This is a genomic window from Cohnella algarum (assembly GCF_016937515.1).
Lineage (GTDB): Bacteria > Bacillota > Bacilli > Paenibacillales > Paenibacillaceae > Cohnella > Cohnella algarum.
Genome location: NZ_JAFHKM010000002.1, coordinates 3,841,494 through 3,868,193 on the forward strand (window position 1 = coordinate 3,841,494; position 26,700 = coordinate 3,868,193).

The 26,700-nt window shown below is 60.0% G+C and carries 26 protein-coding genes and 1 pseudogene; 17 read left to right on the top strand and 10 right to left on the bottom strand.

Going from position 1 to position 26,700, the window contains the following annotated elements:
- Position 1 precedes the first annotated feature (1 nt).
- From JW799_RS17170 to JW799_RS17225, 12 genes are all read left to right on the top strand, one after another.
- Positions 2 to 1,198 (top strand): hypothetical protein, encoded by a 1,197-nt coding sequence (locus tag JW799_RS17170; RefSeq protein WP_205430829.1) that lies wholly within the window; start codon positions 2 to 4, stop codon positions 1,196 to 1,198.
- Positions 1,198 to 1,929 (top strand): glycosyltransferase family 2 protein, encoded by a 732-nt coding sequence (locus tag JW799_RS17175; RefSeq protein WP_080833918.1) that lies wholly within the window; start codon positions 1,198 to 1,200, stop codon positions 1,927 to 1,929. Before JW799_RS17170 ends, JW799_RS17175 begins: the two co-directional genes overlap by 1 nt.
- Positions 1,930 to 1,961: 32 nt before the next feature.
- Positions 1,962 to 2,687: a sugar phosphate nucleotidyltransferase gene (locus JW799_RS17180; RefSeq protein ID WP_080833916.1), complete on the top strand. Its 726-nt coding sequence runs from the start codon at positions 1,962 to 1,964 to the stop codon at positions 2,685 to 2,687.
- Entirely contained in the window at positions 2,684 to 3,118 is a 435-nt protein-coding gene (locus tag JW799_RS17185) for a hypothetical protein (RefSeq protein ID WP_205430831.1), read from the top strand. The genes JW799_RS17180 and JW799_RS17185 overlap by 4 nt, the downstream gene beginning before the upstream one ends.
- Before the next feature lie 2 nt (positions 3,119 to 3,120).
- Positions 3,121 to 3,699, top strand: coding sequence for a GT-D fold domain-containing protein (locus tag JW799_RS17190; protein WP_205430832.1), 579 nt, complete (start codon positions 3,121 to 3,123; stop codon positions 3,697 to 3,699).
- A 42-nt stretch (positions 3,700 to 3,741) separates the two neighbouring features.
- The gene (locus JW799_RS17195) at positions 3,742 to 5,118 is read left to right on the top strand and encodes a glycosyltransferase family 2 protein (protein ID WP_080833913.1); all 1,377 of its coding nucleotides are present in this window, start codon (positions 3,742 to 3,744) and stop codon (positions 5,116 to 5,118) included.
- Between the two features lie 353 nt (positions 5,119 to 5,471).
- Positions 5,472 to 5,759, top strand: a complete 288-nt coding sequence (locus JW799_RS17200; RefSeq protein WP_080833911.1) for a nucleoside-diphosphate sugar epimerase — start codon at positions 5,472 to 5,474, stop codon at positions 5,757 to 5,759.
- Between the two features lie 61 nt (positions 5,760 to 5,820).
- The gene (locus JW799_RS17205; RefSeq protein WP_205430833.1) at positions 5,821 to 6,117 is read left to right on the top strand and encodes an alpha-helical endospore appendage domain-containing protein; all 297 of its coding nucleotides are present in this window, start codon (positions 5,821 to 5,823) and stop codon (positions 6,115 to 6,117) included.
- A 49-nt stretch (positions 6,118 to 6,166) separates the two neighbouring features.
- On the top strand, positions 6,167 to 6,469 hold the full coding sequence (locus JW799_RS17210) for a hypothetical protein (RefSeq protein WP_080833907.1): 303 nt from the start codon (positions 6,167 to 6,169) through the stop codon (positions 6,467 to 6,469).
- A gap of 741 nt (positions 6,470 to 7,210) precedes the next feature.
- Positions 7,211 to 8,362: a CgeB family protein gene (locus JW799_RS17215; RefSeq protein WP_338026284.1), complete on the top strand. Its 1,152-nt coding sequence runs from the start codon at positions 7,211 to 7,213 to the stop codon at positions 8,360 to 8,362.
- Between the two features lie 58 nt (positions 8,363 to 8,420).
- Positions 8,421 to 9,917: a glycosyltransferase family 4 protein gene (locus tag JW799_RS17220; RefSeq protein ID WP_205430834.1), complete on the top strand. Its 1,497-nt coding sequence runs from the start codon at positions 8,421 to 8,423 to the stop codon at positions 9,915 to 9,917.
- 49 nt (positions 9,918 to 9,966) lie between these two features.
- Positions 9,967 to 10,959: an SDR family NAD(P)-dependent oxidoreductase gene (locus JW799_RS17225; RefSeq protein ID WP_080833896.1), complete on the top strand. Its 993-nt coding sequence runs from the start codon at positions 9,967 to 9,969 to the stop codon at positions 10,957 to 10,959.
- 52 nt (positions 10,960 to 11,011) lie between these two features.
- On the opposite strand, the gene JW799_RS17230 is transcribed toward JW799_RS17225, so the two are convergent.
- A complete protein-coding gene (locus JW799_RS17230) occupies positions 11,012 to 12,019 on the bottom strand; it encodes a ketoacyl-ACP synthase III (protein ID WP_205430835.1) in 1,008 nt (335 codons plus the stop codon).
- A 191-nt stretch (positions 12,020 to 12,210) separates the two neighbouring features.
- On the opposite strand from JW799_RS17230, the gene JW799_RS17235 reads away from it, so the two are divergent.
- Positions 12,211 to 13,098, top strand: a complete 888-nt coding sequence (locus JW799_RS17235; RefSeq protein WP_205430836.1) for a YhcN/YlaJ family sporulation lipoprotein — start codon at positions 12,211 to 12,213, stop codon at positions 13,096 to 13,098.
- Positions 13,099 to 13,521: 423 nt separating this feature from the next.
- Here the strand turns inward: JW799_RS17235 and JW799_RS17240 are convergent, their stop codons facing one another.
- Positions 13,522 to 13,746 carry a helix-turn-helix domain-containing protein gene (locus JW799_RS17240; protein ID WP_019422432.1) on the bottom strand — a complete coding sequence of 75 codons (225 nt, stop codon included), beginning with the start codon at positions 13,744 to 13,746 and terminating at the stop codon, positions 13,522 to 13,524.
- Between the two features lie 349 nt (positions 13,747 to 14,095).
- On the opposite strand from JW799_RS17240, the gene JW799_RS17245 reads away from it, so the two are divergent.
- Positions 14,096 to 14,326 (top strand): response regulator transcription factor, encoded by a 231-nt coding sequence (locus JW799_RS17245; RefSeq protein WP_080833888.1) that lies wholly within the window; start codon positions 14,096 to 14,098, stop codon positions 14,324 to 14,326.
- 113 nt (positions 14,327 to 14,439) lie between these two features.
- Here JW799_RS17245 and JW799_RS17250 read toward each other — a convergent pair whose 3' ends face one another.
- The 5 genes from JW799_RS17250 to JW799_RS17270 all read right to left on the bottom strand — a co-directional run bounded on the left by JW799_RS17250 (position 14,440) and on the right by JW799_RS17270 (position 19,820).
- A complete protein-coding gene (locus tag JW799_RS17250; RefSeq protein ID WP_176220676.1) occupies positions 14,440 to 14,580 on the bottom strand; it encodes a hypothetical protein in 141 nt (46 codons plus the stop codon).
- An 18-nt stretch (positions 14,581 to 14,598) separates the two neighbouring features.
- The gene (locus JW799_RS17255; protein WP_080833886.1) at positions 14,599 to 15,750 is read right to left on the bottom strand and encodes a Ger(x)C family spore germination protein; all 1,152 of its coding nucleotides are present in this window, start codon (positions 15,748 to 15,750) and stop codon (positions 14,599 to 14,601) included.
- Entirely contained in the window at positions 15,743 to 16,852 is a 1,110-nt protein-coding gene (locus JW799_RS17260; RefSeq protein ID WP_205430837.1) for a GerAB/ArcD/ProY family transporter, read from the bottom strand. The genes JW799_RS17255 and JW799_RS17260 overlap by 8 nt, the downstream gene beginning before the upstream one ends.
- A gap of 61 nt (positions 16,853 to 16,913) precedes the next feature.
- Complete coding sequence (locus JW799_RS17265) at positions 16,914 to 18,347, bottom strand: spore germination protein (protein ID WP_338026285.1); 1,434 nt, start codon at positions 18,345 to 18,347, stop codon at positions 16,914 to 16,916.
- A 105-nt stretch (positions 18,348 to 18,452) separates the two neighbouring features.
- Positions 18,453 to 19,820, bottom strand: a complete 1,368-nt coding sequence (locus tag JW799_RS17270) for a sensor histidine kinase (RefSeq protein WP_205430838.1) — start codon at positions 19,818 to 19,820, stop codon at positions 18,453 to 18,455.
- Positions 19,821 to 19,953: 133 nt separating this feature from the next.
- On the opposite strand from JW799_RS17270, the pseudogene JW799_RS17275 reads away from it, so the two are divergent.
- Positions 19,954 to 21,296, top strand: a pseudogene (locus JW799_RS17275) (DRTGG domain-containing protein).
- On the opposite strand, the gene JW799_RS17280 reads toward JW799_RS17275, so the two are convergent.
- From JW799_RS17280 to JW799_RS17290, 3 genes are all read right to left on the bottom strand, one after another.
- Positions 21,268 to 21,576, bottom strand: coding sequence for a YtpI family protein (locus tag JW799_RS17280; RefSeq protein WP_080833877.1), 309 nt, complete (start codon positions 21,574 to 21,576; stop codon positions 21,268 to 21,270). The pseudogene JW799_RS17275 and the gene JW799_RS17280 sit on opposite strands and share 29 nt — an antisense overlap.
- 65 nt (positions 21,577 to 21,641) lie before the next feature.
- Complete coding sequence (locus tag JW799_RS17285; protein ID WP_205430840.1) at positions 21,642 to 22,133, bottom strand: sporulation membrane protein YtrI; 492 nt, start codon at positions 22,131 to 22,133, stop codon at positions 21,642 to 21,644.
- Between the two features lie 7 nt (positions 22,134 to 22,140).
- Entirely contained in the window at positions 22,141 to 22,467 is a 327-nt protein-coding gene (locus tag JW799_RS17290; protein WP_080833873.1) for a YtrH family sporulation protein, read from the bottom strand.
- A gap of 93 nt (positions 22,468 to 22,560) precedes the next feature.
- Here JW799_RS17290 and JW799_RS17295 point away from each other — a divergent pair, with 93 nt between their 5' ends.
- Both JW799_RS17295 and JW799_RS17300 read left to right on the top strand, forming a co-directional pair.
- Positions 22,561 to 26,301, top strand: coding sequence for a DNA polymerase III subunit alpha (locus JW799_RS17295; protein ID WP_205430841.1), 3,741 nt, complete (start codon positions 22,561 to 22,563; stop codon positions 26,299 to 26,301).
- A 178-nt stretch (positions 26,302 to 26,479) separates the two neighbouring features.
- Positions 26,480 to 26,668 carry a glutamate decarboxylase gene (locus JW799_RS17300; RefSeq protein WP_080833869.1) on the top strand — a complete coding sequence of 63 codons (189 nt, stop codon included), beginning with the start codon at positions 26,480 to 26,482 and terminating at the stop codon, positions 26,666 to 26,668.
- The last annotated feature ends 32 nt before the right edge of the window (positions 26,669 to 26,700 follow it).

Below are 26,700 nucleotides of genomic sequence, written 5' to 3' on the forward strand. Positions count from 1 at the left end.
CGTGAAGGCAAGAGTCCGCAAGTCATTGGCAGCATCGTCCGGAAAACCGAAAACCGGCCGCGCGGCCGGCAAACCCTTCGCGAAGACGTCGTCCCGCTCCGGGCTTGCCGGAAAAAGGGGCGCCCGGGGAGCCCGCAAACGGCCCGGCGGCCTTCGCGCGGTGAAGCCCCGGGACGGCAGCCGGCGAACGCATGCGGCCGGAAGCGTCCGGCGGCGAAAGCCGCCGAAGCGGTCGGCGCTTCTCGCCGGGCTTTGGAAGGAAGGCCGGGGCGACGGAGCGGATTGGCGAGCCGGGCATCCCGAGGCCGCCGACGTTGCCATGAACGAAGCCGTTCGAAAAACGTGGATGCAAAAGCTGCAAGAACATTCGAACCTGCCGAAACTGGACGGCAAGGAGGTATGGGAAAGAGCGAAGGCGTATGCCGAAGGCTTTGCGGCCGGAGCGGGAATGGCCCCCTCGCGGGTTCCGCTGCCGTTGTCGCGGGGCGCGGGCGCGGTCGTTTACGCGAACGCGAACCCGGATGCATTACGTTCGGTGCTCACGGAGCTGGCCCGGCTGCCGCTGGCCGAAATCGTCGTCGTGCTCGGGAGTCCTTCGGAACGACTGCTCGAGGCGGCCCGAAGCGGCGGTACCGCCACGATCGCCTGCTTGCCGGAAGACGTTCATCCCGACATTGGACGGGCACTGGGCGCCAAACTAACCGATGCGGATCTGCTTCTGATCGCCGACGGCGAACAGAAGGCCGAAGCGTCGGAGCTGGCCCGGTTGCTGTGGGCGGTCGACGGGCGGTTGGACGTCGCGTTGAACGACCGTTCCGCTTTTTTGGGCCTGTTTCATAAACGAAGCGACGTGGAACGGTTTCACGAATTTTTGAATGTCACGTTAAACAGACCGGATCTTCAAATGAACACGATGGCCGCGCTGCCGCTCGCCATGACCCGAAAAGCGTTGGAAACGCTTGGAGCCGCGGAGCTGTCCGTGCCCGTCAAAGCGCATGCCAAAGCGCTGCAGCGGGGCCTTGCCGTCGGCACGGCCGCCGCGGTCGATTGGCGTCCGCCGGCCATGCCAAACCGGGATCGCATAGCCCGAGGGGACCACCTCGAGGCTTGGAAGATGGCGTTTGCGGAAGCGGGTTTTCGGCTTCGTTTTCCCGACAAGGCGCGCAATCGAAAGGCTGCGAAAGGAGCGGTCGGCTAATGCGCGCATCGATTATTATCCCGACATTCGACAGGCTCGATTTGCTGCAGGCTTGCGTCGCTTCCATTCGGGAGCATACGGAAAGCGAGTACGAGATCGTCGTCGTCGACAACGGATCCCGCGACGGGACGATCGACTGGTGCGCCGCCGAGAAGCTGGCGTTCGTCTCACTGCCCGCAAACGCCGGTTTTCCGACCGCATGCAACAAAGGGCTGCGTCTTGCGACGGGAGATACGCTCGTTCTGCTTAACAACGATACGATCGTGACGGCCCGCTGGCTGGACAATTTGCTGGCCGCGCTCTACAGCTCGCCGAGTGTCGGAATGGTCGGCCCGGTCGCCAATTATTGCAGCGGGAAACAGCAGGTCAAGTATTCTTACGATAGCTTTGAGGAATTTCAGCGAATCGCGGCGGAAGTCAACCGCTCGAATCCGGAAAAATGGACAAAAACCGACCGGCTCGTCGGTTTTTGCCTGGCGTTTCGCCGAGAGGTAATGGAGCGGATCGGACTGCTCGACGAACGGTTCGCTCCGGGGCATTTCGAAGACGACGATTATTGTTTGCGGGCCAGGCTGGAGAACTTCGAGCTGCTTATCTGCCGCGACTGCCTCATCCATCACGAAGGAAGCGCCAGCTTTAAAATGGACGCCGCGGCCCAGCGACGGCTGATCGAACGAAATTATCGGCTCTTTCTGGAAAAATGGAAGATCGATCCGCATGTCTTCATTTAAATCGTCAGCTATGACGCGAGGAGGGCATTTCGTTGAAAGCAGTCATTCTGGCTGGCGGCACGGGTACAAGGTTAAAGCCGCTGACCTATTGGAACAACAAACACCTGCTTCCCGTAGGGACGTATCCGATGATCTGCCATGGAGTGGCTAAACTCCGCCAAGCCGGAATCCGGGACATCGTGCTCGTAACCGGCAGGGATGCGCTCGGCAATTTTGCGGATGTGCTCGGAAGCGGGAGAGATTGGGGAGTCTCGCTCATATACCGGGTTCAGGAGGAAGCGGGCGGGATCGCGCAGGCGCTCGAACTGGCGGAGCCCGTCATGAAGCCTGACGAGAAGTTCGCCGTTCTGCTCGGCGACAACCTTTTCGAGGAATCGCTGGCGCCTTACGCGGAGGCGTTCGAGAAACAGAGGGACGGGGCGATGGTGCTTCTCAAAAAAGTCGAAGACCCCAGGCGGTACGGCGTTCCGCTGCTGGATCGCGCTTCGAGCCGGATCGTGCATATCGACGAAAAGCCGGCCGTTCCGCAATCGTCCTATTGCGTCACCGGTCTGTATTTTTATTCGAGCGAAGTGTTCGAAATCATACGCCGCGTTCATCCGTCGCATCGGGGCGAACTGGAAATTACCGACGTGAACAACGTATTTGCCGGGGAACGAAAATTGCATTACCGCATTTTGGACGGCTGGTGGACGGATGCGGGAACGTTCGAGTCGTTGGAGGAAGCCGGGCGGAGATTGAAAGGAACGCTCCCTTGAGCGCCCGTTTGGCGGTCCGGGCGGGAGCGGGCAGGCTTGCGTCCCGCGCCTCCGGACCGAGAAAAGGAAAAAGATCGAGACGCGCCCGCAAAATAAGGCCGATCCGGACCGGCCGCCGCAAGCTGCACGGAACCGCGACGCCGCGTCCGGGACGGCCGGAGCGGAACGGAAGCAATCGGGTCGACGTTTTGCCGGATGCTTACGACGAAGGCGTCTACGACGGCGGCGAGGCGCTGCTGGAAGCGAGGCTGCCTGCGGATCGCGTTTACCCGGATTTGACGCTGGACGACGTGCTGGCCGCCGGGATCGCGGCGCTTAAGCCGAGCGGCATTCCGTTGCTCGGTCCGGCGGCGGTCTACGACGAGCTGGAAAGGGCGCTTGACGAAGGCATTCCTTATTCGCTGGTCCGTCTGGGGACGGGGAATTGCTGACGATGGCGCAAGGCACGGTGCTTTCGGCGACCGAAGTTTCCCGGCAAGGCCCGTTTCTGGCCTATGCGGGAGTAAACGTGCCGGATATAAAGGCCAGGGACGTACTTACCGCCGCCGTCCAAGCGGCTTCCGTCATCGGAATCCCCCTTTCGCGAAAACCGACGTTCCAGCCGCTTTTATTCAAGGTATGGAGGGCGCTCGGCATCGATTGGGAACGCATCCGGCTGACGACCTCGACGATCAATTACGCACTGGAAGAAGGAGACTATTGGCCGAAGCTGATGGCCGGCCGCCGCGTCCTGGTCGTCGGCAACGCGGCGGCGCCGCTGGCGCGGGTGCTCGGCAATCGAGGAGTCCGCATCGCCGCCGCGGTCGGCCCTGTTAGAGGGATAAGCGACTGGGAACGGGTCGCCGAAGAGGCGTCGGGACATCCGTTCGATCTGGCGCTCGTGTCGGCCGGAATCGCGGCCGTTCCGATTTGCGTGCGACTGGTCGAACGAACCGGCAAAGCGGCCGTCGATTTCGGCCATTTGGCCGATCGGATGGCCGGGTTGGAATATCAGCCGAAAATCCGGCGGTAAAGCGAAAGGCTCGCCATCAATTTCAGAAAGAGGTGCGTCGGCATGGGCTTGGCAAAAAGGCCGGCTCGCAGCCGGCGTTCGCGTCGCCCGCCCCGTTCCGACCCCGCCCGGAGAAAAAGCGGGGGAAAAGCGCCGAGCAGACGAACGCCGGCGAGGCCGGGAGAATGGTACGATCGCGGTTATCAAGAAGGGTACCGGGAGGGCGTCCAAGTCGGACTGCAAAGATTCCATGAGGGGTTCGAAGGAACCAGCATCATTATTCCGACTTACAACCAGCTGGCCCTGCTAAAGGAATGCATTCGCAGCATTATGGACAATACGAATGTACCTTACGAGATTATCGTCGTGGACAATGCCTCTGCCGACGGAACGGCCGCCTATCTTCGGAGTCTGGGCGGCCAGGTCCGCTTCCGGGCGCTGGACGCGAACCGCGGCTTCGCCGGCGCGATCAACGTCGGCCTGATGATGGCCAAAGGCAGCACCCTTTTGCTGCTGAACAACGATACGCTCGTCACCGAGCGGTGGCTGGACAACATGCTGGCCTGCCTGAACAGCGACGAACGCATCGGCATGGTGGGACCGGTTTCCAATTGCGTGAGCGGCGACCAGCAAATAACGGTTCCGTACGATCACATCGGCGACATGCCTCGGTTCGCCGCCGCCTTCAACCGTTCCGACGCTTCTCGCTGGCGCCGCACCGACCGGCTTGTCGGCTTCTGCCTTTTGTTCCGCCGCGAGCTGTTCGAGCAGATCGGGTACTTCGACGAGGGCTTCGAATTGGGAAATTTCGAGGACGACGATTACGGCATTCGGGTTCGGCTGCTTGGCCGCAATCTCGTCGTAGCGGAGGATACGTTCATCCACCATTTCGGCAGCGTCAGCCTTCGCGCGATCGGCGAGCAATTCGCCCGCATCAACGATCGGAATCACCTCTATTTTAATGAAAAATGGCAGCACCCTTACGAGTGGATCCATCGGGTTTTGAAGCTGTCTCCGTCCGTGTCCGAGCCGCTTGCGGATATGTCGCTGCTGTATCCCGAACGGATTGCCGTTCAAGGCATCGGCGCCGCCGTATATTGGGTGGAGGACGGAATGCGGCACTCCGTGGAGGGGGAGCTGTCGCTTCCCGTGACCCGGATTTCGCAAATCGATTTGAAGCGCTGGCCTATCGGCGGCAAAATAAGCGGAGAGGAAGCGTCCGCGCGCTGGTTCGGAGAAGCGACAGGCGTAGTCATGCTGCCGGACGGGACGCTTTTTTACCGGGAAGCCGATCGCTTGCGGCGAATCGTCAGTTTGGCCGCCATGCAGGCGTGGCACCTTCATCTGAAAAAAATCGACGTCATGCAGCCGGAGGAGGCGGCCCGCTGGGCGGAGGGATTGCCGATCGTCGCGCCTCCCGTTTTGCGGCAGCGGCTTTGAAACGCGCGAAGATACCTCCGGCGCATCATAGCCGCGGCTGCCGGCCATATGCGGGCGCCCTGCCGTCGGCTTGAGCGCCGGGCCGCCGTTCGGCCGAAAACCGATGCGTTTTCGCCGCCGGCGGCTTTTGTGTCGGGAACGGCTGCGGGCACCGGAGGGCGTTGCTCGGGTAGTGGAACCCGGTTGGATCGTTTCTTGACGGCGTGAGAGTGGACAAGCCATATGCTCGGGCGAACGATTTTCGGACGGGCGAAGCCGCGTCTTCTTCGGCGCAACATGTGGCAAGGAAAGCGAAAAGGCATATGCTGTAAAGACTCGGCAGTTTGCCAGCAAAGGACGGTGGCTAAGGCCGCATGCAGGACTTAATGACGGAAATCGTCGTCCATTTATCCCAGTCCCACCAGCAAATGGCGAGGATGCTCGACGCCAAGCGGCACGTGACGGTTCGAATGGCGCATCTGGTGCAGGCGCTGCCGGATGAAATGCCGCAATTCGAAGGCCTGGACGGTCTGGCGGACAGTTCGTCCAAGGTCACCAAAAGCGTCATTTCTTACGTGAATTCCATTGCGGACTTGCAGGAGGCGGTGGCGGACAGCCTGACTCAAATCGTAAAAGCGACCAGTTCCCCGGATGAGGAATAAAACGTCCGCCGCATAGCGGACTTTTGCGCGGAGAGCGGCGACAGAAGGGAGGGGCGAAAAAATGACTCGCGAAGACGCGTATAGAGTAACTCTCGACGCGCTGGCCAAGCTGCATTGGAACATGGCGATGATGTTGGAAGCGAAGGCGTCCGAGGCGGAGAAGGTGCGCAACTGGGTGCTTAACCACATGACTCCCGATAAATATGAAGAACAGACGGAACAGTTGTCCACGTCCCTTCAATTCCACAAGCAAAATGTCGAATTGATCGACGGATTGACCAAGCTTTGCAACGGCCTGAACCGCAATATGAAAGCCATCCTCGAACCGGAGGAGGACGACGACGGGGCGGAGGGCTGATGGGCGGCGGAGGGTTAATGGGCGGATTCGACTTCGGAGACGGGGAAGGATGAACCGGGAACAGGCATGGGAGGTAAAGCTGTCTTTGCTCGCATCCATCGCCCGCAGCCAGGAGGCGCTCGCCCGGATATTGGAAAGCGTGGCCGACGTCACGGAAGGCAGCTCCGGTTCCGCCGCGGTACTGAGAGAGCATGTCCGGGTCATTTCCAATATGCAAAGAGCGTTGCTCGGGACGGCGGCCGGCGGCACCTGGGCGCCTCCCGTGCGGGGCGAAGCCGCCGCTCCTTGGCTGAACGAGAGGCTGGTCCCGCATAACCTCCGCAGGCGAAATACGGGAGGGATGCCGCAATGAAGCCGCGCTTCAGGCGGGGGTCCCGTCCCGCGGGCAAAACGAGGACGGGCGCCCGGGGAAAAAAGCGGACGAACAGCCCGTCCCCGGCAAAGAAGAGGGGGCGGCCGGAAGTCGGACGCGCAGGCGCAGGGGGCGAACGGCCGGAAACGTCAGACCGCCGCTTCTTCACGGGAGCGGTTCGGCCTACCGCGAGGGCTACCACGCCGGCTTTGCCCAAGGCTTCGAAGACGGGCATCAATTGGCCTACGAGCAGCAACTATGAATGGGGGGAGCCGACTGAAACGCAAAGGACATTCGCGGACGGCGGCCAAGCGAAGACGCGCCGGACTCGGAAGAAAGGGCGCCGCGAGGCGGAGCGGACGGAAGGCGGGCAACCCCGGCCGGAAACGAAGAAAAACAGGACCCGCTCGCCGGCGCGGCCGGGTTTTGCGCAAACGATCTGCCGCCCCGAGGAAGGCTGCCGCGGGAGGACAGACGTATCGGCAAGGATTTGACGAAGCGTACGAACAAGGGTTTCAAGCCGGGTTTGCACAGGGGCTTGAGGAAGGCGGCAAGCTCGAATTTTAAACCGCATACGGGTTTTCGGCAGTCGTCTTCCCGAGTAGGGAGGGCGGCTTTTTCTTTTTTCGATTTACGCACTTGCGGACGGGTAACTATCCATGTCCGACTCAGAGAGGGCGCATATATTGATGTTGGGTGATCGTGGACGACTAGGCGGTAGAACGCGAAGGAGGAATGGATTTGGCAGTCATCCGCAATCGCGCGAAGATCGGCGGGAAAGTCCGGACCGGGCAAAAATCGGGAACGGCATCCGCGTATGCCGCCGGACAAAGGTCGGGTCTGGCGCTCGGGTTCGCCCATGGTCGCTGGCAGGGACTGTGCGAGGCCGTCATCCAAAAATCGGCCGGCGCGCTTCCGCGCCGGGCGGCGACCGTACTGTTCGTAACGTCGGGCAAAGGCTTCCCGTACAGCCCTCTGGACGAAGCCGTGCAGCTTTCGCTTCTTGGGTTGGCGGAGCGGGTCATCGTAGCTTCCCCCAAGGACGATGTCGCCGGACTCGCCGCGGCGGAACGCCCTGATTTGGTGCTGGTGCTGGAAGGCATGGAATTTCCGCCGGAGCAGGTAGCCTCCATACGCTTGAACGGCATCCGGACCGCGATCTGGTTCACCGACGATCCTTATTACACGGACATTACGAGCGGACTCGCTCCTTGCTACGACTACGTATTCACGCTGGAAAACAATTGCGTGCCTTATTACCAGCAGTTGGGCTGTCCCCGGGTTCATTACCTTCCGCTCGGAGTGTTTCCCGAGTATTTCCGACCGCGCAATCCGCAGCTGTCGCTTCGCGGCGACGTCTGCTTTATCGGCAGCGCGTACTGGAATCGGGTCGACTTTTTTTCAAGGCTGCTTCCTTATATCGAGCATCGGTCTTTTCATTTGTCGGGAATCTGGTGGGACCGCCTTCCCGAATACAAGCGGTGGAAGGATCGGATTCAATTGGACCGCTGGATGACCCCGCTGGAAACGGCGGAGCACTACAACGCCTTCAGCATCGTGATCAACGTGCACAGATCGCATGACGACGAAACGTTCAATCGCAACGGCGCCAAAATCGTGGCCCAGTCGCCGAACCCCCGCGTATTCGAAATTTCCGCCTGCGGCACGCTGCAAATCGTCGATCAACGAAGCGATTTGCCCTTGTATTACAAGCCGGGAGAAGAAATCGTCACTTACGATACGCCCGAGGATCTGGCGGCCAAAGTCGAGTATTACCTGAATCACGAGGAAGAACGGCAACTGTTAGCCTTGAGGGCTTTGCGCCGCACGATGAGGGACCACACGTACGCGAACCGGCTGCATCAATTGCTGGAAATCGCTTTGGCTCCGTAACGCAGAAACCGTAATCGGATAAAAGCGGAACAGCCGCATGGAGAAGGAGGAGGGCGGCATGCAAGCAGTCACCGTTCGGCCGAAGCTGGTCATTTTTTCCCATTTGTGCAACGACGTTCACGCCACGGGCGCGGAAAAGCTTTTGCTCGCCTTTTTGAAGGAAATGCGGCATTTTTTCGAATGCTTGCTTGTCGTTCCGCAAGAAGGGGCCATCGCCAGAGCCGCGTTGCGCGAAGGGATCGAGTCGGCAACGCTCCCTATTCCGCTATGTCCGGCAGTGCAAGACGGTTCGCCGCAGCTCGACCGGGAATTGGAGTCGCTTCGGACCGATCCGGTTTGGGAGCGGATTATCGATCTTTTGCAGCGGGAGCAGCCTTCTTATGTATGGGTGAACACGTGCGCGCATCCCCTGCCCGCAATCGCGGCGAAGGCGCTCGGAATTCCCGTTGTGTGGGCGCTGATGGAAACGATCGCCGAAGACGGTCCGCGCAGGGCTCAGGCCGCGGCGCTGATCAACACTTACAGCGATCTGATCGTCGGCATTTCGGAGACGGTGCTGGCTCCGTTCAGCCGCAAGACGCTGCTCTCGAAGACGGTCGTGCTGCCGCCTTTCGTAAGCTTGAGGGAGGCGGAGCCGGAAAGCTGGTTCTCCCATCGATTTAACGTGCGCAGGAGCAACGGGTGGGGGGAATACCATCGGGTCGCGGGCTTCGTGGCGGCCGGCCTGCACCCGTCCAAAGGGCTGAAAGAGTTCGTCGAAGCGATGATCCCGCTGGCGCTGAGAGATCCGATGATCCGAATGCTGATCGTCGGCAACGGCGCCGACGAGGAATTCGTCCACTCCTGCATCGAGCTCGCGCGCGGGGCGGGGCTCGGCAACCGGATCGGGTGGGTGCGGTACGCGGAAAAAATCGAGACGATCTATCCGGCGATGGACGTGTTGGTCGTGCCCAGTCTCGTCAAGGAAGGCTTCGGCATGACCGCGGCCGAAGGCATGCTGTTCGGCAAGCCGGTCGTCGCGTTCGCTTCCGGAGGCCTGACCGAGCTGATGCAGGCTACCGGCAACGGCGAATTTTTGGTCGCCCCGGGAGACGTTCCCGGGCTCGCCGCCGCGGCAGGCGGTTTGCTGGCCAGCGACGAGTGGCGCTTTACGGTCGGCGGGCGGAATATGCAGGCGGTGCAGCAAGCGTATGGACTTGAAGCGTTCCAAGCGAAGCTGGCCAAGCTCATCCAGAAGCTTCCCGATCCGGTCGAACAGCTCGCCGGTCTCGTTCGGGGCATGGGCCCGACCGTTTATTGGCTCGAAAACGGCCGAAAACGGCCGTTTCCTTCGCCGGAGTCGCTATTGGCCGCGGGGTTTCGGTTCGAGGACGTGCGTTATATTTTGGAAGAGAAGCTCGTCTTGATTCCGCCCGGCTTGCCGATGGAGGAACCGGAGACGGACGAAGCTCCCCCTCGAAGAAGACGCCGGCGCAAACGCCGAAGACGGATGCGGGCCAAACGAAGCGCGGTCAAAACGAGGAAACGCCGCGGCCGCAACCGTTCGCGCGGGTAAGTTCCGTTTCGCACGAAGCAGCAGTCTACTTTCGGCTCGGGGGGATACGATGTTCGCGGGGCAGCGTATTTTGATCACCGGAGGAACCGGTTCCTGGGGACGGGAACTCGCGCGGCAGTTGCTCGATCGGTCTCCGGAGGAAATCATCGTTTATTCGCGCAACGAGTCCGGCCAGGTGGCGATGGATCGGGAGCTCCGCGACTCGCGGGTTTCGTACCGCATCGGCGACGTGCGCGATCGCAAGGCGCTTACCCAAGCGTGCAAAGGGGTCGATCTGATTTTTCACCTGGCCGCCCTGAAGCATGTGCCGGTATGCGAGAATCATCCGTACGAAGCGCTCAAAACGAATGTGCTCGGCACGCAAAACGTCATCGAGGCCGCGTTGGAGAACGGCGTGAAAAAGGTCGTGAACGTTTCGTCGGACAAAGCGGCCAGCCCGTCCGGTTTTTACGGCATGACGAAAGCGATCGGCGAAAAACTGATCGTCTATGCCAACCTGCTCGATGGCAACACCAAATTTATCTCCGTGCGCGGGGGCAATGTGCTCGGAACGGCCGGAAGCGTCTTGAGCTTGTTCATGAACCAAATCGCGAAAGGGGAGCCGATCGGCATTACGCATCCGGCCATGACCCGGTTTTTTCTGACGCTTGCGGATACGGTCCGGTTTTTGATCGGGGCGGCGTCCGAAGGCGAAGGCGGGGAAATATACGTCATGAAGGCGCCCGCATGCCGCATCGCCGATTTGGCGGAAGTGTTGATGGAAGAGGCCGGAAAGCGGGTTGATGTCGTGGAAACGGGGGTCCGGCCGGGCGAGAAGCTCCACGAAACGCTATTGACGGAGCAAGAATCCGCGACTGCGATCGCGTACGACGATCGTTATTTGATTCTTTTGCCGACGATCGACATCCCCGGCCTCAAACCGCGTTATTCGGGCTTTGCCGGCATCGGGAGCGGAGGCATCCGTTCCGACCGGCCGACGATCGGCAAGGCGGACATTCGCCGCTTGCTGGAACGCGGCGGGCTTCTTTCGCGGCCCGGCTAGCATCTGTCCGACTCGCGCCGGCCAGATGCTGTGCGGCCTGCCGGACCGAGCTTCACTCCAGCGTCCAGTCCAGCACCAACCCCGCTTGCGCAAGGCCGGATCCGAATCCGTAAAGGGCGATGCGCTCCCCTTTCTTCAACTTGCCTTCCTTAACGGCAAGATCGAGAGCGAGAGGAATGGATGCCGCCGAGGTGTTGCCGTAAGGACCGACGCTGTGCAGCGAGCGTTCGAAGGGGAAGCCGAGCCGCTCGCAAATCGCTTCGATCATGCGCAAGTTGGCGCTGTGGGGAACGAACCAGTCCAGATCGGCGATCGACAGGTTCGCCTTTTCCAGCATGTTCTTCATACCGTCCGGGATGGTCGAAACCGCCCATTTATACACTTCCCTGCCGTTTTGCCCGATTTTTCCCCCTTCTTCCGCAGGCTGCCCGTCGAGCTCCGACGCCAGTCCTCCGGCCATTACATAAGAACCGCCTTTCCCGTCCGTGACCGCGTAGGATCCCAGCATCGCTCCTTTCTCCGCCCGCTCAAGAAGAACGGCTCCCGCTCCGTCGCCGAATAATATGCAGGTGGACCGGTCGGCGTAATTCGTGATCTTGGATAACGTTTCCGTCCCGACGACGACGATTTTGCGATAAGCGCCGGAAAGAATAAGGCCGTTGGCCGCTTGCATCGCGGAAACGAAGCCGGCGCAGGCGGCGTTCAAATCGAAGGCGAGCGCGCGTCGGATGCCAAACGCCTGCTGCACTCTCGAGGCGACGGAAGGAAAAAGAAAATCGGGCGTGGTCGTGGCGCCGATAACCGCGTCGATATCCGTCGAATCCGTCGGATAACGTTCGAGCAAATCGCGCACGGCTTCGATGGCCAGATGGCTGGAAAATTCGCGCGGTCCGGCGATTCTGCGTTCGCGGATTCCCGTCCGGCGAACGATCCATTCGTCGTTCGTGTCGACGATTTGCGACAAATCGTCGTTCGTCAGCCGTTTTTCCGGTACGTAGCTGCCGATGCCTGTCATTTCCGCTTGCGAATAAAAGGAGCCCGGATTCGGCCGATCGTTCATTTTCTTCGCCCTCCATTTGGCTTGATTATAGAACTTGATTCTAATACCTGGTACTAATTTTAATTCTTGTTTCCATACTAGGTCGAAAATGTTCCGCTGTCAAGGCGAATGCAGAAGCATATTCAGCGTGCCCGGAGGCCAACCTAACGATGCGGCGGGAACAGCCGAAAACCGATTAAAGGAGGAGTTCGATGCGCAAGGGATTAGCCGCCTCGACGCTTGTTTTATCGGCGGCTTTGGCGTTGTCCGGCTGTGCTGCCAATCAGGGGGATTTGGGCAATAAAAACATCCGCCCCAACAATGCGGGCAATATGAGAGGCCTGAACAACCGGTTCGCGAACGATCAGGCGAACGAAATGAACCGCATTCACGGCACGCAGCAAATGAACAACAACGTGGTCGGCCTTCACGGCAATACGAATATGGAACTGAGCGACGATATCGCGAACAAGCTCGCCGCGCTGCCGGAAATCAAATCGGCGTACGTGATGCTGACCGATCGCAACGCTTACGTTGCGATCACGGAGGAGACGAACGGCCGACAACGCGTCAAAGGCACTTATCGTTCTAATAACGGAACCGGCCGAACGAAAGGCATGGGAGCCGGCATGGCCGAACGCGGCGTCGGCATGAGCAATCCGAACAGCGTAACGCCCCGTTCGGCCGCTCCTTACCGCTCGGATTATTACAGCGTGGGAGACAACACGGGAACGACGGCGGGCGGAGGCACTTACGGCGGTTTTGGCCGCGGCGGAGCGAATAGCCGCGCCGGAACGAACGGCCGCGCCGGAACGAACGGCCGCGTCGGCGCGATGAGCGGCGATGCTTCCGACACGCTCAAAAACAAGGTCGGAGATTTGGTTAAAGGGATGTCGCCGACGACGGAAAACGTCTATGTATCGACGAATCCGGACTTTTTCGGCCGGATGGAGCGGATGGCGAACGACTTCCGCAACGGCAATCCGATTCAAGGCATGATTACCGAATTCAATACGCTCGTCGAGCGCATCTTCCCCGAACAATCCGGCATGAACGGAACGTCCCGGGCTCAGACGGCGCCGAACTATATGCACCGCTAAGCGGGGCTTGGGCGGAAATCGAAAGTTGGCCGCGGCAGGGACGAGGGTCCCGCCGCTTTTTATCGTATAAAGGGGGGCAAACTTATGTTGGATTTTATCCAACGGGCGGCGTGAAAAACGAGAAAACTTCGAGATAGAGTGGATTTTATCCAATGAGGAACGGCCATTACGGCCGAAAGGCATGAAACGGTCTCGCCCCGTTGGACAAAATCCAACCAAGCCCGAGGATGTCGTAAAAAAGCCGGTTTAGATTGGACAAAATCCAACGAGGGACGAGGCAAAGCAGAGGAAAGGATGTCGGGGCAGAGCTGCGCCAGGCACGTGAATTTGTTCAGCATCAAAGTAAAAACCTTCTTTCCGCGCCGCCCTCACGGAGGACAACGAAAAAGAAGGCTTGCTGATCAGGAAAGCGGCGAAGGAAGGTCAAATTTTCAGTTCCCCGAGCTTAATCAGCTCGACAACCGCTTGCGAACGCCCTTTTACATTTAATTTCTGCATGACATTCGAAATATGATTCCGCACCGTTTTCTCACTGATAAACAATTGCTGGGCAATGTCGCGAGTCGTTTTGTCCTGCACTAACAGTTCAAAAACTTCGCGTTCCCGATTGGTGAGAAGGAATTTGCTTTTGTGATCGCTGCCTTTCAACGTGTGTCACCCCTCCTTGCCCGGGAATGGAAGTGATTACAAGGTCCAGGGATACAGTCAACTTTATCATATGAAAGCATGCGAACTCTGGTGCGGTAACCCGGTAATTTTGGGCGTACAGCCTCCGGAAAAGCGCCTTAGGCTTTCGTATTATGCAACGTCGCCCTTTATCGAGATACAGCACAATATATGTAGACGACGGAGGGCGCGCAACGTACAAACACCCATTTTTTCGACTTATGTATACCTTGTCCGACAAGAGAATCCGACAGCTTTTTCGGCCAGGCCCGGCTATAATCGACTCATATCGGCGGTTTAATTCACATTGATCACGCGGGGAGGAAGAAACGTGCTGCTTCAAACGCTGGAGAAGGCGCTGCGCGACAAATCCGAGATGTACGGGTTAACGGCGCGGGAGAAGGAAATTTTGAATTATTGGGTTCAGGATCTCGACTACAAGGAAATCGCGCTCAAGCTCGGCATCAGCAAAAATACCGTCAAAGTCCACATTTCCCGGATTAACCTCAAGCTTCAGGTCAATTCCAAAGCGTCCCTTATTTTGAAGCTGATCGGGGCCTGACGGACGGCCGATCGCGCAGAAGCCCCAGGCGATTGGCGGGCTGCTCCGGTCACAGGCTAAACGGGCCGAGCGGAACAGCCCGCCCGACCGTTGTGCCCGGCACGGTCAAGGCGTCACTCTTTTTTCCACGGGGGATCCCCGTACTTGTGCCACCATCCGTTAATCTTATAGATGCACCAAGGAACGAAAACCGACAGCAAGGCATAAAACAGCTCGTTCAACGAGGGTATGCGGTCTCTCCAAAACTCCGACATGTACGGGCGCCTCCTTCGCTATTCCGCTTTCTGGATCGAACCGACGACATGCAGTCTTACTTTGGCCTCGACGCGAATCGTGCATCCGGAAAAAAGGTTTTCCCCCGAGTCCCAGTCGTCTTTGATTTGCTGCCAAACGCCGTAGTGCTCCCTGTAGAGATGCTTGCCGAACTCGAAAATGTCGGACCGGTACTCCTTCTGGGCTTTTTCGGCCACGATCCGGGTCAGGGATTCGATCTTTTCCTCGATCTTCTTCTCCGCTTCGGCGAGGACGGCCTTGTTCAGCAGCGACGCATTCAGGTGCGATTCGCCGATATTGCCGTCCGCCATGACGGAGACATGAAAGACGGGACGTCTCGGATCCGAGACGTCGGCCTCCAAGGTGCGCGCCACATGCTTCATTTCGAAAACGACGAACGCATCGTTCAGCTTGATTTCAAGAGCTCCTGCATTCAAGCTGCCGAGGATGAAATTCCGTCCCGTCGTTTCCGCCTCGTTCAGAAATCCGCGCAGCCGATGGTCGTGACCGTTAAACACCGCGGCTCCGCTGGTCGCGACGGCGTTCTCGGCGGCCAGGGCAATTTTCGGCACGGCAAAGCTCGTATCCTGCAGCAAAAAGGCGTGCACGTTCCCGATGTTGGTGGGCGGCGAGATCGACTCGCTTTTGTCCGGATTTTCCGACGTTTTCTCGATATAGCGAACGGGCAGCGCCTCGACCGGAGTCGTCGCCTCCAGCAATTGTCGAGCTTCTCCCTCAGCGATCATCACCTTGGCGGCTCTCCGCGTCTCCGAATCCCGAAAGAAGACATCCAGCACGTCGCCCAAATCGCCCCGCCTCGCCAGGCTTTCCGAGATGAGGATGATCCGGTTGTGCTCCAAATATGGCGATCGGCTAAAAACGTTGGACATCTGCCTTGCCGCCTTGAACACGGTATTGGCGGTTACGGAGAGATTGCTGTACGTTTTTCCGCCGGGCTTCGAAGCGCTGTCCGTGCTGTGCAAGGCGCTCGGGTTTGCGAACTGGAACGTAAGCATCACTTTGCCGTCGTCTCCCGCGTCCAACGCGGAGCCGACAACGAATCCGCGTTCCTCGATCTCGGTCCGGTCCCAGCATCCCGCCGCCAGCACGACGAGAACGGCCATTCCGCATGTCCGCAGCCATTTACGCATCCGGTTTCACCCGCCGCGCTTTGGCCGCGATCAGAAGGAAAGCGGGGAAAACCCAAGCGACGATGATGCCCAAATAGCTGATCCACTCGGAAAAAAGGCGGATTTCTTGCAGATTCGTCGGCTGCATCGCCACGAGAAACACAAATGGAGTCAGCAGAAAAATCAGGCTCATTCGGCTCGCCTTCGGGAACACCGACTGCAGCGCGATCAGCGTCACGTCGAAAGCCATGACCGCGGTGCAGTACAGGGACATGACCCAAACCGCGAAAAAAACCGATTCGAACCGCTCGAAAAAGCCGCCGGGCACTTCGACCTGCTTGGCCAGCTCCGCGAGCGGAAAAAGGGTGTTGGCGACGACCTCGGTGCTGAAGACGCCGACGACAAACAGAAAGACGAGCAAATAGACGAGAGTCGGCATCAGCATCCCGATGAATACGGCTTTTCCGAGTTTTTTCGGGCGGTTGACGAATAGGTTGTAGAACAGCAGGATCTCGAACCCGAGGAAAGAAAAGGCCGTTTCCTTGGCCGCAATCAGAAGCTTCGGGAAAGGCGTGACGAAAAACGGCTTCAGGCGTTCGTAATCGAAATCGCCGGCGCTCAACGCCAGGACGGCCGTCAAAATGAGCAGGATGATCGGAAAAAACAGCAGATTGAGCCGCAGCAGCGAAATGCTCGGGCCGGACACGCCGTAAACGAGCACCAGCAAAAACACGAAGCAAATCGCTTCCACCGGCGTGCGGTCGAACAAATACAGCTTCGATATGCTCGACACTCCGCGAACTTCGTAGCTTACGTACAAAAAGGTGTAAAAAGCGAATGACAGCGTCAGCACGTTGGCCGTCGGGCGATTGGTCAAGGACGCGGCGATATCGCGATAGCTTTGCTTCGGAAAGCGGACGGCCAATCGGGTCAGCATCCAGGCGAAGCCGATCGCGATCAGCCCGCCGAGCAAAATCGACACCCATCCGTCCGAGGAGTTCGTGGCCACGACGATCGAAGCGGGCAGCGTCAAAATGCCGAGGCCGATGACGACGTTGCTGACCGCATAAGACACTTCCTTGCTTCCGATTTCACGGTCGGCATACTCGAAGCTTTTCGTCATGGTTCTCCCTCCTTGTCCGCCCGCACCGGATTTTTTGTCTGCATGAACCGGGGCCGGCCGGTCAGAAGCGTGATCGGAGGCGGACGATCAGGTCCCGCCAATCGCTCTTGAGCGTCGGCGCATAGGGAGCCGAATACGGAACGCCGAAGCTGTACAAGCGCAAAAGATGGATGCAAATCGTAATCATCGCAAGCACGATGCCGTAAAGCCCGAAGATGCTGGCGGCCAATATAACGGCGAACCGGAGAATGCGGAACGCGATTCCGACGCTGTAAGCCGGAATGGCAAAGGAGGAGATCGCCGTGATCGACACGATGATGACCATGACCGGACTGACGATGCCCGCCTGGACCGCGGCTTCGCCGATGACGAGGCCGCCGACGATCCCGATCGTCTGGCCGATCGGCTTGGGCAGCCGGATGCCGGCCTCGCGCAGCAGCTCGAACGTTCCTTCCATCAACAGCGCTTCGACGACGGCCGGAAACGGAACGCCCTCCCTTGTCGCCGCGATCGAAAAGGCGAGTTTGAAAGGGATCATTCCCTGGTGAAAAGAGATGAGCGCGACATAAAGAGCGGGCAGCAGCAGCGTAACGAGAACCGCGGCATACCGGAGCGTGCGGATCAGGGAACCGATGATCCACCTTTCGTAATAATCTTCGGGGGATTGGATCAGGGAAACGAGCGTCGTCGGCAGCAGGAGGACGAACGGCGTGCCTTCGAGCAGCAGGGCGACTTTGCCCTGCAGCAGCGCGGACGCGACTTTGTCCGGTCTTTCCGTATGTAAAATTTGCGGAAACGGAGACAGAAAGCTGTCTTCGATCCATTGCTCGATCGTGCCCGATTCCGGAGCGGCGTCCACGTCGAGCGATTCCAGCCTGCGTTTGACTTCCTTGACGATTTCGGGGTGCGCGATGCCGTCGATATACGCGACCGCGAGCGTTTGCCGGGAACGCCGGCCGACGAGAACGGTGTCGAACGTCAGGTTGGGATCGCGAATTTGCTTGCGCACGAGCGTCATATTGGCGGATATGTTTTCGGTGAAGCCTTCCCTCGGGCCCCGGACCAGCGCTTCGGTTTGCGGTTCTTCGATCGCGCGTCCGGGCGGGTTGCGGCTTTTGATCAGGAGCGCCCGGTCTTCTCCGTCCAGCAGCAAGGCCGCGTCCCCCGCAAGGACGGCCGCAACGATTTCGTCCCATTCGTTCGTCCGTTTCAGGACGGGCAGGGAGATGAAGCGGGTCTCGATTTCGTCGAGCCATCCGCCGCTCCGATCCTGCAAAGCCGATTCCCTTCCGCCGAGCTGCAGCGGCTGGACCAAATGCTTCTGAATCGCGTAAATATCGTTCAATCCGTCAAGCGTGATAATCGACGCGACCCGATGGCCGAATTGGACGTTTTGGATCGTTAAATCGCCCGATTCGCTGAGTTTTTGCCGGATAAATCGGAGATTTTGGCCTAGCGTCGTCGACAATAAGGGAGATTGTCCGCTGGTGTTCACGGCATCGGTGTCTCCTTCTCTGGCGGATTCGTCCCTTGTATGTATCTCCAAATGATCGAATAATAAACCTTTTAGCAAAATAAAAGAGGGTTGCGCGTTTATGCCTTAGCCGATCCGGATGTCGCCGCTTTCGGCCGCCGAACCGCCGCGATGCGGAAGACGGATGCGAAACGACGTCCCTTCCGCCGCAGTCGATTGCGCCTCGATCGTTCCGCGGTAATGCTTGACCCGTTCGAGCACGATCGACAGCCCGAGTCCGGAGTGGCCTCCGTTTTTCGTTGTATATCCGGGCGCAAACATCCGCTGCAGCTCGGATTCCGCGAGAATCCGTCCGGAGTTGCGCACCGCCAGCTCGATATGGTCGTCATGGCAGCGGATTTCAACATGGACGAGGCGTTCCGCCGGCGGCAGCGATTCGACTTCTTCGAACGCGTTATTGACGAGATTGCCGACGATTTTGACGACGTCGATCGTCCGGATCGCCGACCGGTCGTTCCACGTATCCGACAGTTCGAACGTAAAGCGGATATCGAGGCTGACGGCGACGGCGATTTTGGCTTTCAAAAAAGCGGCCAGCGGCGGAGAAGGATGGTGCACGATTTCGCTGACGTCGCGGATGTCGTGAACCAGATCGCCCATATAGTCTTTCAGGGCGGCGGTTTTGCCCAACTGAAGCATCGTATGCATGACCTGGACATGATTTAAAAAATCGTGCCGCTGGCCGCGAATCGACGTGAACATTCGGCCGATGTCCTCCACAAACACTTCCTGCGCCGCGCGGGCTTCTTCCCTGGCGCCGGAGAGCAGCCTCGCCACATAGACGAGGGAGACCAGGCTCATCAAGATCGCGGCGCAGACGAGAACCGAAACGATCAAGTCGCTTCCTTGCTGGTTGACGTGAAAAAAACGGGTGGTGCCGAGCAGGACGAATTGGAGCGCCGCGAGAACGACAAGCTTGCCGAGTCCGGTCCGCCAGCCGTCCACGATCTTCGCGAACATGCGTCTCGCCGTCTTCAAGCCCCGTTTGCGAAGGTAAGCGGCAAGAAGCCACAGCGCGATCAGCACGGGATACAGTCCCGCCGCCAGCAGCCACGGAGGGCCTTTTAAAATTTGTTCCCGGTCCGCCAGCCCGGAGATCGCCATGGCGATCTGGGCGAACAGCAAATCGGTCAAAATCGCCATCAGATGAACGCACGCATAAACGCCCAGTTTCTGCTTGAGCGGCACTTCGCGGAACAGAACGCCAAGCATGACGGCGTTGATGAGCATCGAATTAAGCAGATGCAGCTGAAACGGCAAAAAAAACAATAGCGAATCCGTGTAAACGGAGGTTGCGATCGTAAGCAGAATCAATTTGCGCAAGAGGCGTTCCGGCCTGTTTTCCAGCAGCGTGAAGCTGAAGAGCCAGACCATGAAGGTCTGCGGCCACGAGTACAAAAGATCGAGCTTGACGATATCCCAAAAAGTAGTCATTTGAAAAAGCGCTCCTGCCGTTGTTTCTTCCAGCTTCTACTTTACCTTTTTTCGCGGGCAATATCATAGTCTTTTTTTCCTATGGACGCGTTATGGTAAACTGGATAAAAACCGGATGCAAGGAGGAACCGCGATGACGGCTGGCGACGCGCCGGGCGGAGAACAGACGAAGCACGAGCAGCTGCTGCAGTATATACGCGACTTGCCGGTCGGAACCCGGATCTCGGTTCGCCGGATGGCAAAGGATCGCGACGTATCCGAAGGCACGGCGTACCGGGCGCTCAAGGAAGCGGAGCAGCTCGGCTACGTAAATACGAAGGAAAGAATCGGCACCGTGCGGGTCGACAAAAAGCGCCGCAACAGCCCGGATCAGCTTACGTTCGAGGAAGTGCTGGAGATCGTTCAGGGAAGCTTGCTCGGCGGGGAAGCGGGGCTCGGCAAATCGCTCCACAAATTCGTGATCGGGGCGATGGAGCTGGACGAGATGATGGGCTATATCGACGCGGGCAGCCTGCTGATCGTAGGCAACCGCCAAAACGCCCACCGCCTCGCGCTCGAGCACGGAGCGGGGGTGCTCGTGACCGGCGGCTTCGGCACGAGCGACGACGTCAAGGCGCTGGCGGACGAACGGCAGCTGCCGATTTTGACGAGCCGGCACGATACGTTTACGGTCGCGTCGATGATCAACCGGGCGATGTTCGACCGGCTCATCAAACGAAAAATCATGATGATCGGCGATATCGTGGAGCCGTCGGCAAGGACGCGTTCGCTGAAGCAATCGGCTTCGGTGGCGGATTTCGCGAAGCTGAGCGCCGAAACCGGGTTTACGAGATTTCCGGTGACGGACGAATGGAACCGCGCGGTCGGGATGATCACGGCCAAAGACGTGGCCGGCTCGCCCCCGGATCAGCCGCTCGACAAGCTCATGACGCGCAGGCCGATGACGGTGACGCTGACGACGCCGATCGCGGCCGCCGCCCACCAGATGGTATCGGAGGGACTGGAGCTGCTCCCGGTCGTCGACCGGCAGCGCAAGCTGATCGGCGTCATCAGCCGTACGGAGGTGCTCCGGTCGATGCAGTTCGGGGACAGCAGGCGCAGCAGGGCGAAACGTTCGACGCCCTGATGTGGAGCGGATTTACGGAACGGAGGGACGAGGAGAACCGTCCGGTCTTCACGGGGATGGTCTCGCCGCAAATGTCCGGTCCGCTCGGCACGGTGTCCGAAGGCGTGCTCGCGGCGCTGATGCAGCAGGCCGCGGTCAAGGCGGCGAGCGATTTGCGCAAGCGGGAGCACGTGCTGGAAAGCATGACGACGTATTTTCTCCGTACCGTGCCCATCGATTCGACGATCGCCATCGTGCCGAGTATTATCGAATCCAGCCGCCGTCACATCATAATGGAGGTGCAGGTGCTGCACGAAGGGGACACGATGGCCAAAGCGATGCTTATCGCGCAGACGATCGGAGTTTCGTGAAAACCGAATGGTTGCGGATGCCCGCAAACAGGTTGAACAGCCCCATCAGCAGGAAAACGGCGCCGACGATGACGCGGACGGTCGAGCCGGTAAACAGAACCATCTGAACGAGCGCGAGAACGGAGAGCGTCAGCCCGATAAAGATGTTCGTCCGGGCCCCGTAAAGGCCGCGCAGCACCGGATCGGCATTCCGGCGGGAACGGTAGCTGTTGTAGACGGCAAGCACCGACAACACGACGACGGACAGGGAAAACGTCCATTGAAGCACGGATATTAACAACTCGAGCAACCCCTTAAACGTTTGTCCCCCACATTCTATCATAAAAAGACGGAGGCCGCTTCGGGCTATTTAAGCGTAGGGCGGGCTTCGATCCATACGGTCAGGACGCCGTCGGCGACCAGCATCGTCCTTATGCTGACGGCGTAATTTTTTCCTCCGATGTCCGTGTACCGCTTGCCCTCCAGAAGCGCCCGGGCCATTTGGGCTTCGGAGCCGATATCGTAGATTTTGCGACCGAGAAAAACGTTCAAATCCCCGTTTTTGCCGGAGAGCCTTTTCTTGAGCTCCGCTTCGGCCGCCCGGTCGAGCGGAGGGTCGTCCGGCCGTTCCTCGATATAGACGACGATGCTGCGGATGGACGTTTCCTTGCGCGTCGCCTGCAACTGCTGCTCGGTCAGGTGAAGCTGCTCTTTCAGCTCGTAATTGTCCGCGACGATCCGGTGCGTCTGGTCGAGCACCATGCCTTGATGGACGGCGGCCCCCAGGATCATGCCGCACAGCAGAAAAGCCGCGGCCTGCATCCCTTTGCGGTAACGACTGAAATCCGGCACTCTCATCGGCCGCTCACCCCGCGTCCCGGCACATCCACTGGATGAGCTCCGTCGCCAGATGCGCGCCGAGGAAGGCGCATAAAATATAGCCGATCTGCTCGACGGCCGGAGACAGATAGCCTTTCATGACGTGCGACTCGATGACGCGGATCGGATCGATCGAGCCGCCGATGGCGACGACGACCGCCCATATTTTGATTCGGCCCGCGATGTCCAGCATCGTTTCGACGGGCGACCGCCACAGAAAAAAAGAAGCCATTCCCGCGAGCACGGCCGCGCCGAGCACGACGCCGAACGCGATGAAAAAATCCAGCGTCGCTTGCGCATAGATCCGGTTCATGTCCATTCCTCCCACTATCATCTATATGGGACGGGTCCGGCCGCTTATGATACAATGAAAAAAGGGAGTTTACGCGGAAAAGAAGGGATCGATATGTGCGAATTCGTTCATTTGCACGTTCACAGCGAATACAGCCTGCTCGACGGCGCCTCCCGCATCCGGGAGATGGCCGACCGGGCGGCGGAGCTCGGCATGAAGGCGCTGGCGCTTACGGACCACGGGGTTCTGTACGGCGCCATTCCATTCTACAAGGCGTGCCGGGAGCGCGGCATCAAGCCGATTATCGGCATGGAGGCGTATATAACGGCCGGTTCGCGCCACGAGAAAACGTCGCGCAAGGAACAGCCGATCTACCATTTGACGCTGCTCGCCAAAAACGGGACGGGCTACCGCAATCTGATGAAGCTGAGCACGATCGGCCATCTGGAAGGCTTTTATTACAAGCCCCGCATCGATTTCGAAGCGTTGTCGCGCCATGCGGAGGGACTGGTCTGTCTGAGCGGCTGCCTGAACGGCGAGCTGTCGCAGCACCTGCTGCACGACCGCTACGACGAGGCCAAAGCGCTGGCGCTGAAGTACCGGGAGCTGTTCGGGGACGATTATTTTCTCGAGCTTCAGGATCACGGCGTGCTCGAGCAGAAAAAGACGGCCGCGGGCCTTTTGCGGCTCGCGGAGGAAACGGGCATCCCGCTGGCGGCGACGAACGACTCGCACTATCTTTGCGAGGACGACGCCGAGCTGCAGGACGTGCTCATCTGCATCGGCACCGGCAAAACGCTCGACGATCCCGACCGGCTGAAATTGGATACGAGCCAGCTGTTTCTGAAAAGCGCGGACGAAATGGCGGCGCTGTTCCGCCACGCGCCGGAGGCGATCGCCAATACCGCGCGCATCGCGGAGCGCTGCGAGCTGGAGCTCGACTTCGATCGGCACGTGCTGCCGAAGTTTCATCCGCTGCCGGAAGGGACGACCTCCGGCGAGTATTTGGCCCGGCTCAGCCGGGAAGGGCTGGCCCGGCGATACGGCTGGGCGGACGGGAGCCGCGCGGCGCAGCCGGCGAACGATGCCGGCGGCGCGGCGGGGGAGCCGGCCGAAAAGGCGGGACGCGGGAGCATGGCTGCGGCTTCGGAAGGCGAGGGCGAGGGCGCTCCCGGCACCGGGAAATTCCGGCGCGAGGCCGAGGAGCGGCTCGCTTACGAGCTCGGGGTCATCGGAAGAATGGGATTCGACGATTATTTTTTGATCGTGTGGGATTTTATCCGGTTCGCCCGCGAGAACGGCATCGTCACCGGCCCCGGCCGGGGGTCGGCCGCCGGAAGCCTCGTCGCCTATTCGCTGTTCATTACCGACGTCGACCCGCTCAAGCATCACCTGCTGTTCGAACGGTTCCTCAACCCGGAGCGGGTGACGATGCCCGACATCGACATCGACTTCAGCGACGAGCGCCGGGACGAGGTGATTCGCTACGTTGCCGGCAAATACGGCAGCGACCGCGTCGCGCAAATCATCACGTTCGGAACGCTCGCCGCGCGCGCCGCCGTCCGCGACGTCGGCCGCGCGATGAACGTCCCGTACGGCGAGGTCGACAAGGCGGCGAAGCTCATTCCGCCCGCCCCGGGCATGTCGATCGAGCGGGCGATGGAGATCAGCCCCGAGTTTCGCGCGCTAAGCGAGGCCGGAGGGCGATCGGCGGAGCTGGTCGCCATGGCCCGCCGCGTGGAAGGGATGCCGCGGCACGCTTCGACGCACGCCGCCGGCGTCGTCATCTCGACCGAACCGCTGACCGACTACGTTCCGCTGCAGGAAGGGACGGACGGCGTGCCGCTCACGCAATATTCGATGGAAAACCTGGAGTCGGTCGGCTTGCTGAAGATGGACTTCCTCGGCCTCCGCACGCTGTCCATCATCGAGCGGACGCTCGGCTGGATCGAGGAGGAGACCGGCAGCAAGCTGGACTGGTCCGGCATTTCCGCGGACGACAGGGAAACGTACGAGCTGCTCGGACGAGGCGATACGACCGGCATCTTCCAGCTCGAGTCGGCCGGCATGCGGCGCGTGCTCCGGGAAATGAAGCCGTCCTCGTTCGAGGACATCGTCTCGGTCATCGCGCTGTACCGGCCGGGACCGATGGAATTCATTCCGCAGTTCATCGCCTCGAAGCACGGGAAGGCGGCGGTCCATTATCCGCACCCGTCGCTGGAGCCGATTTTAAAAGATACGTACGGCATCATCGTGTACCAGGAACAGATCATGCAAATCGCGTCGCAAATGGCCGGCTTCACGCTCGGCGAAGCGGATCTGCTCCGGCGCGCCGTCGGCAAAAAGAAGCGCGAAATCCTGGACGAGCAGCGGCAATTTTTCGTTCGGGGGAGCCTGAGGCAGGGCTTCGGGGAAGAGGAGGCCAACCACGTTTACGATATGATCGTCCGGTTCGCCGATTACGGCTTTTGCCGGGCGCACGCCGCCGCGTATGCGGTGCTCGCTTTTCAGACGGCCTACTTGAAGACGCATTATCCGGTGCCTTTCATGGCGTCGATGCTGACATCGGTGATCGGCAACCAGCGAAAAACGGCGGAGTACGTCGACGAATGCAGGAGGATGGGGATTTCCGTGCTGCCGCCGGACGTCAACGAGAGCGGCGTGCTGTTTGCGCCGGCTAACTCCTCCGCCGGCCGTGCGATCCGCTTCGGTCTCGCCGCGGTCAAAAACGTCGGCACGCAGGCGATCGAGAGCGTGCTGGCGGTGCGGCGCGAGGCCCCGTTTGCCGATTTGCTCGATTTTTGCCGAAGGGTCGATCCCCGCACGTGCAACAAGCGGGTCATCGAATCGCTGCTGCTCGCCGGAGCGCTGGACACGTTCCCCGGCCATCGGGCGCAGAAGTACGCGGCGCTGGACGAAATGGTCGAAGCGGCCGTGCAGTGGCGGAAGGAACGGGATGAAATGCAGCTCCAGCTCGTGCTCGACGATCTCGGCGACTCCCCGAACTGGGCCGTCGAGTTGCCGGGGGTGTCGCCGTTCACGCAGGCGCAGACGCTGGAGTTCGAGCGCGAGCTGATGGGCTTGTACCTGACGGGCCACCCGCTCGACGAATACGCCGGGTTATGGGATACGCTCCGGCTGGACCGGCTTGTCGATCTCGCGGAAGCGCCGGACGGCGCGCCGGTGCTTACGGCCGGCATGATCGTTTCCGTCAAGCCGATCGTGACGAAAAACGGCCAGGCGATGGCGTTCCTCGAGCTGGAGGACCGGATCATGGGCGTCGAGCTGGTCGCGTTCCCGAGCGTTTGGAAGACGGCGTCCTCCTTTGCGGGGAAGGGGGCGCTCGTGCTCGTGAAGGCGAAGCTCCAGCACGGCGACGAAGACTTCAAGCTGCTCGCCGACGGCATCGTGCCGCTGGCGGCGCCGGATTTGGCCGCGCAGGCGGAGCGTCTGCGCCGCGCGGGCCCCGGCTTCGGCCGCGAGGCGCCGGCGGGGCGCCAAGCGGCCGCAAAGGCGGCGCCGTCCACCGGAGGCGCCGGGAGGATCGCGGCCCGGCCGGAAGCGGGCGGCGGGCGCGCGGCTTCCGCCGAGGCGGGGCAAAGGCGCGCTAGCGGACGCCGGGCGGAGGGCCAGCGCGTGTACGTCCGCATCGGCGAGCGTTGCGAGCGGCCGGAAGTGCTGGCCCGGCTGCAGGAGATGCTGTCCGCGCACCCCGGGCCGCTGCAGACGGTGCTGTTTTACGAGCGCGGGCACCGGACGCTGGCGCTCAACGACGCATATCGCGTCAAGCCGTCGCCCGAGCTGCTCCGCGAGATCGAGTCGCTGCTGGGAGAAGGCAGCGCGCGGGTCAAATAGCCATCAGCCGCTCGGACCTTCGGTTGCTAGTCTCACGACATGTGTGCTATCATTTCTTTATCGTGATAGGCGGCGTCGGCGGCCAAGCTTCCAAACTTGTGTTCGAGCGTCTAATCTTGCGCCCAAGCGTCTAAATTTGCGTCCAAGCGTCTAAAGTAATTATTTGGGGTACCGCTTCATGTGGACGGTCATCTACATCGCGCCGACCGCTAAAATCGCGGAACGGATTCAGAAGCGCCTCACGGAGGAAGGCTTTCTCGTGCAGGTGCGCCCCATCAACCTGACCAAGCCTCAATATGAGATATTGGTGCCGTCCGGCGAAGTGCAGGAAGTGCAGGAAGTGCTCGGAAGCATTTTGCATATGTAACCGATTGGAATCGACTGTTTTCCGGTCTCATT

Coding starts and splice junctions, on each gene's coding strand:
- JW799_RS17175 (WP_080833918.1), top strand. CDS start 1,198: ATGCGCGCATCGATTATTATCCCGACATTCGACAGGCTCGATTTGCTG.
- JW799_RS17190 (WP_205430832.1), top strand. CDS start 3,121: ATGGCGCAAGGCACGGTGCTTTCGGCGACCGAAGTTTCCCGGCAAGGC.
- JW799_RS17195 (WP_080833913.1), top strand. CDS start 3,742: ATGGGCTTGGCAAAAAGGCCGGCTCGCAGCCGGCGTTCGCGTCGCCCG.
- JW799_RS17200 (WP_080833911.1), top strand. CDS start 5,472: ATGCAGGACTTAATGACGGAAATCGTCGTCCATTTATCCCAGTCCCAC.
- JW799_RS17205 (WP_205430833.1), top strand. CDS start 5,821: ATGACTCGCGAAGACGCGTATAGAGTAACTCTCGACGCGCTGGCCAAG.
- JW799_RS17210 (WP_080833907.1), top strand. CDS start 6,167: ATGAACCGGGAACAGGCATGGGAGGTAAAGCTGTCTTTGCTCGCATCC.
- JW799_RS17220 (WP_205430834.1), top strand. CDS start 8,421: ATGCAAGCAGTCACCGTTCGGCCGAAGCTGGTCATTTTTTCCCATTTG.
- JW799_RS17225 (WP_080833896.1), top strand. CDS start 9,967: ATGTTCGCGGGGCAGCGTATTTTGATCACCGGAGGAACCGGTTCCTGG.
- JW799_RS17230 (WP_205430835.1), bottom strand. CDS start 12,019: ATGAACGATCGGCCGAATCCGGGCTCCTTTTATTCGCAAGCGGAAATG.
- JW799_RS17235 (WP_205430836.1), top strand. CDS start 12,211: ATGCGCAAGGGATTAGCCGCCTCGACGCTTGTTTTATCGGCGGCTTTG.
- JW799_RS17250 (WP_176220676.1), bottom strand. CDS start 14,580: ATGTCGGAGTTTTGGAGAGACCGCATACCCTCGTTGAACGAGCTGTTT.
- JW799_RS17255 (WP_080833886.1), bottom strand. CDS start 15,750: ATGCGTAAATGGCTGCGGACATGCGGAATGGCCGTTCTCGTCGTGCTG.
- JW799_RS17260 (WP_205430837.1), bottom strand. CDS start 16,852: ATGACGAAAAGCTTCGAGTATGCCGACCGTGAAATCGGAAGCAAGGAA.
- JW799_RS17270 (WP_205430838.1), bottom strand. CDS start 19,820: ATGACTACTTTTTGGGATATCGTCAAGCTCGATCTTTTGTACTCGTGG.
- JW799_RS17285 (WP_205430840.1), bottom strand. CDS start 22,133: ATGAGAGTGCCGGATTTCAGTCGTTACCGCAAAGGGATGCAGGCCGCG.
- JW799_RS17290 (WP_080833873.1), bottom strand. CDS start 22,467: ATGAACCGGATCTATGCGCAAGCGACGCTGGATTTTTTCATCGCGTTC.
- JW799_RS17295 (WP_205430841.1), top strand. CDS start 22,561: ATGTGCGAATTCGTTCATTTGCACGTTCACAGCGAATACAGCCTGCTC.
- JW799_RS17300 (WP_080833869.1), top strand. CDS start 26,480: ATGTGGACGGTCATCTACATCGCGCCGACCGCTAAAATCGCGGAACGG.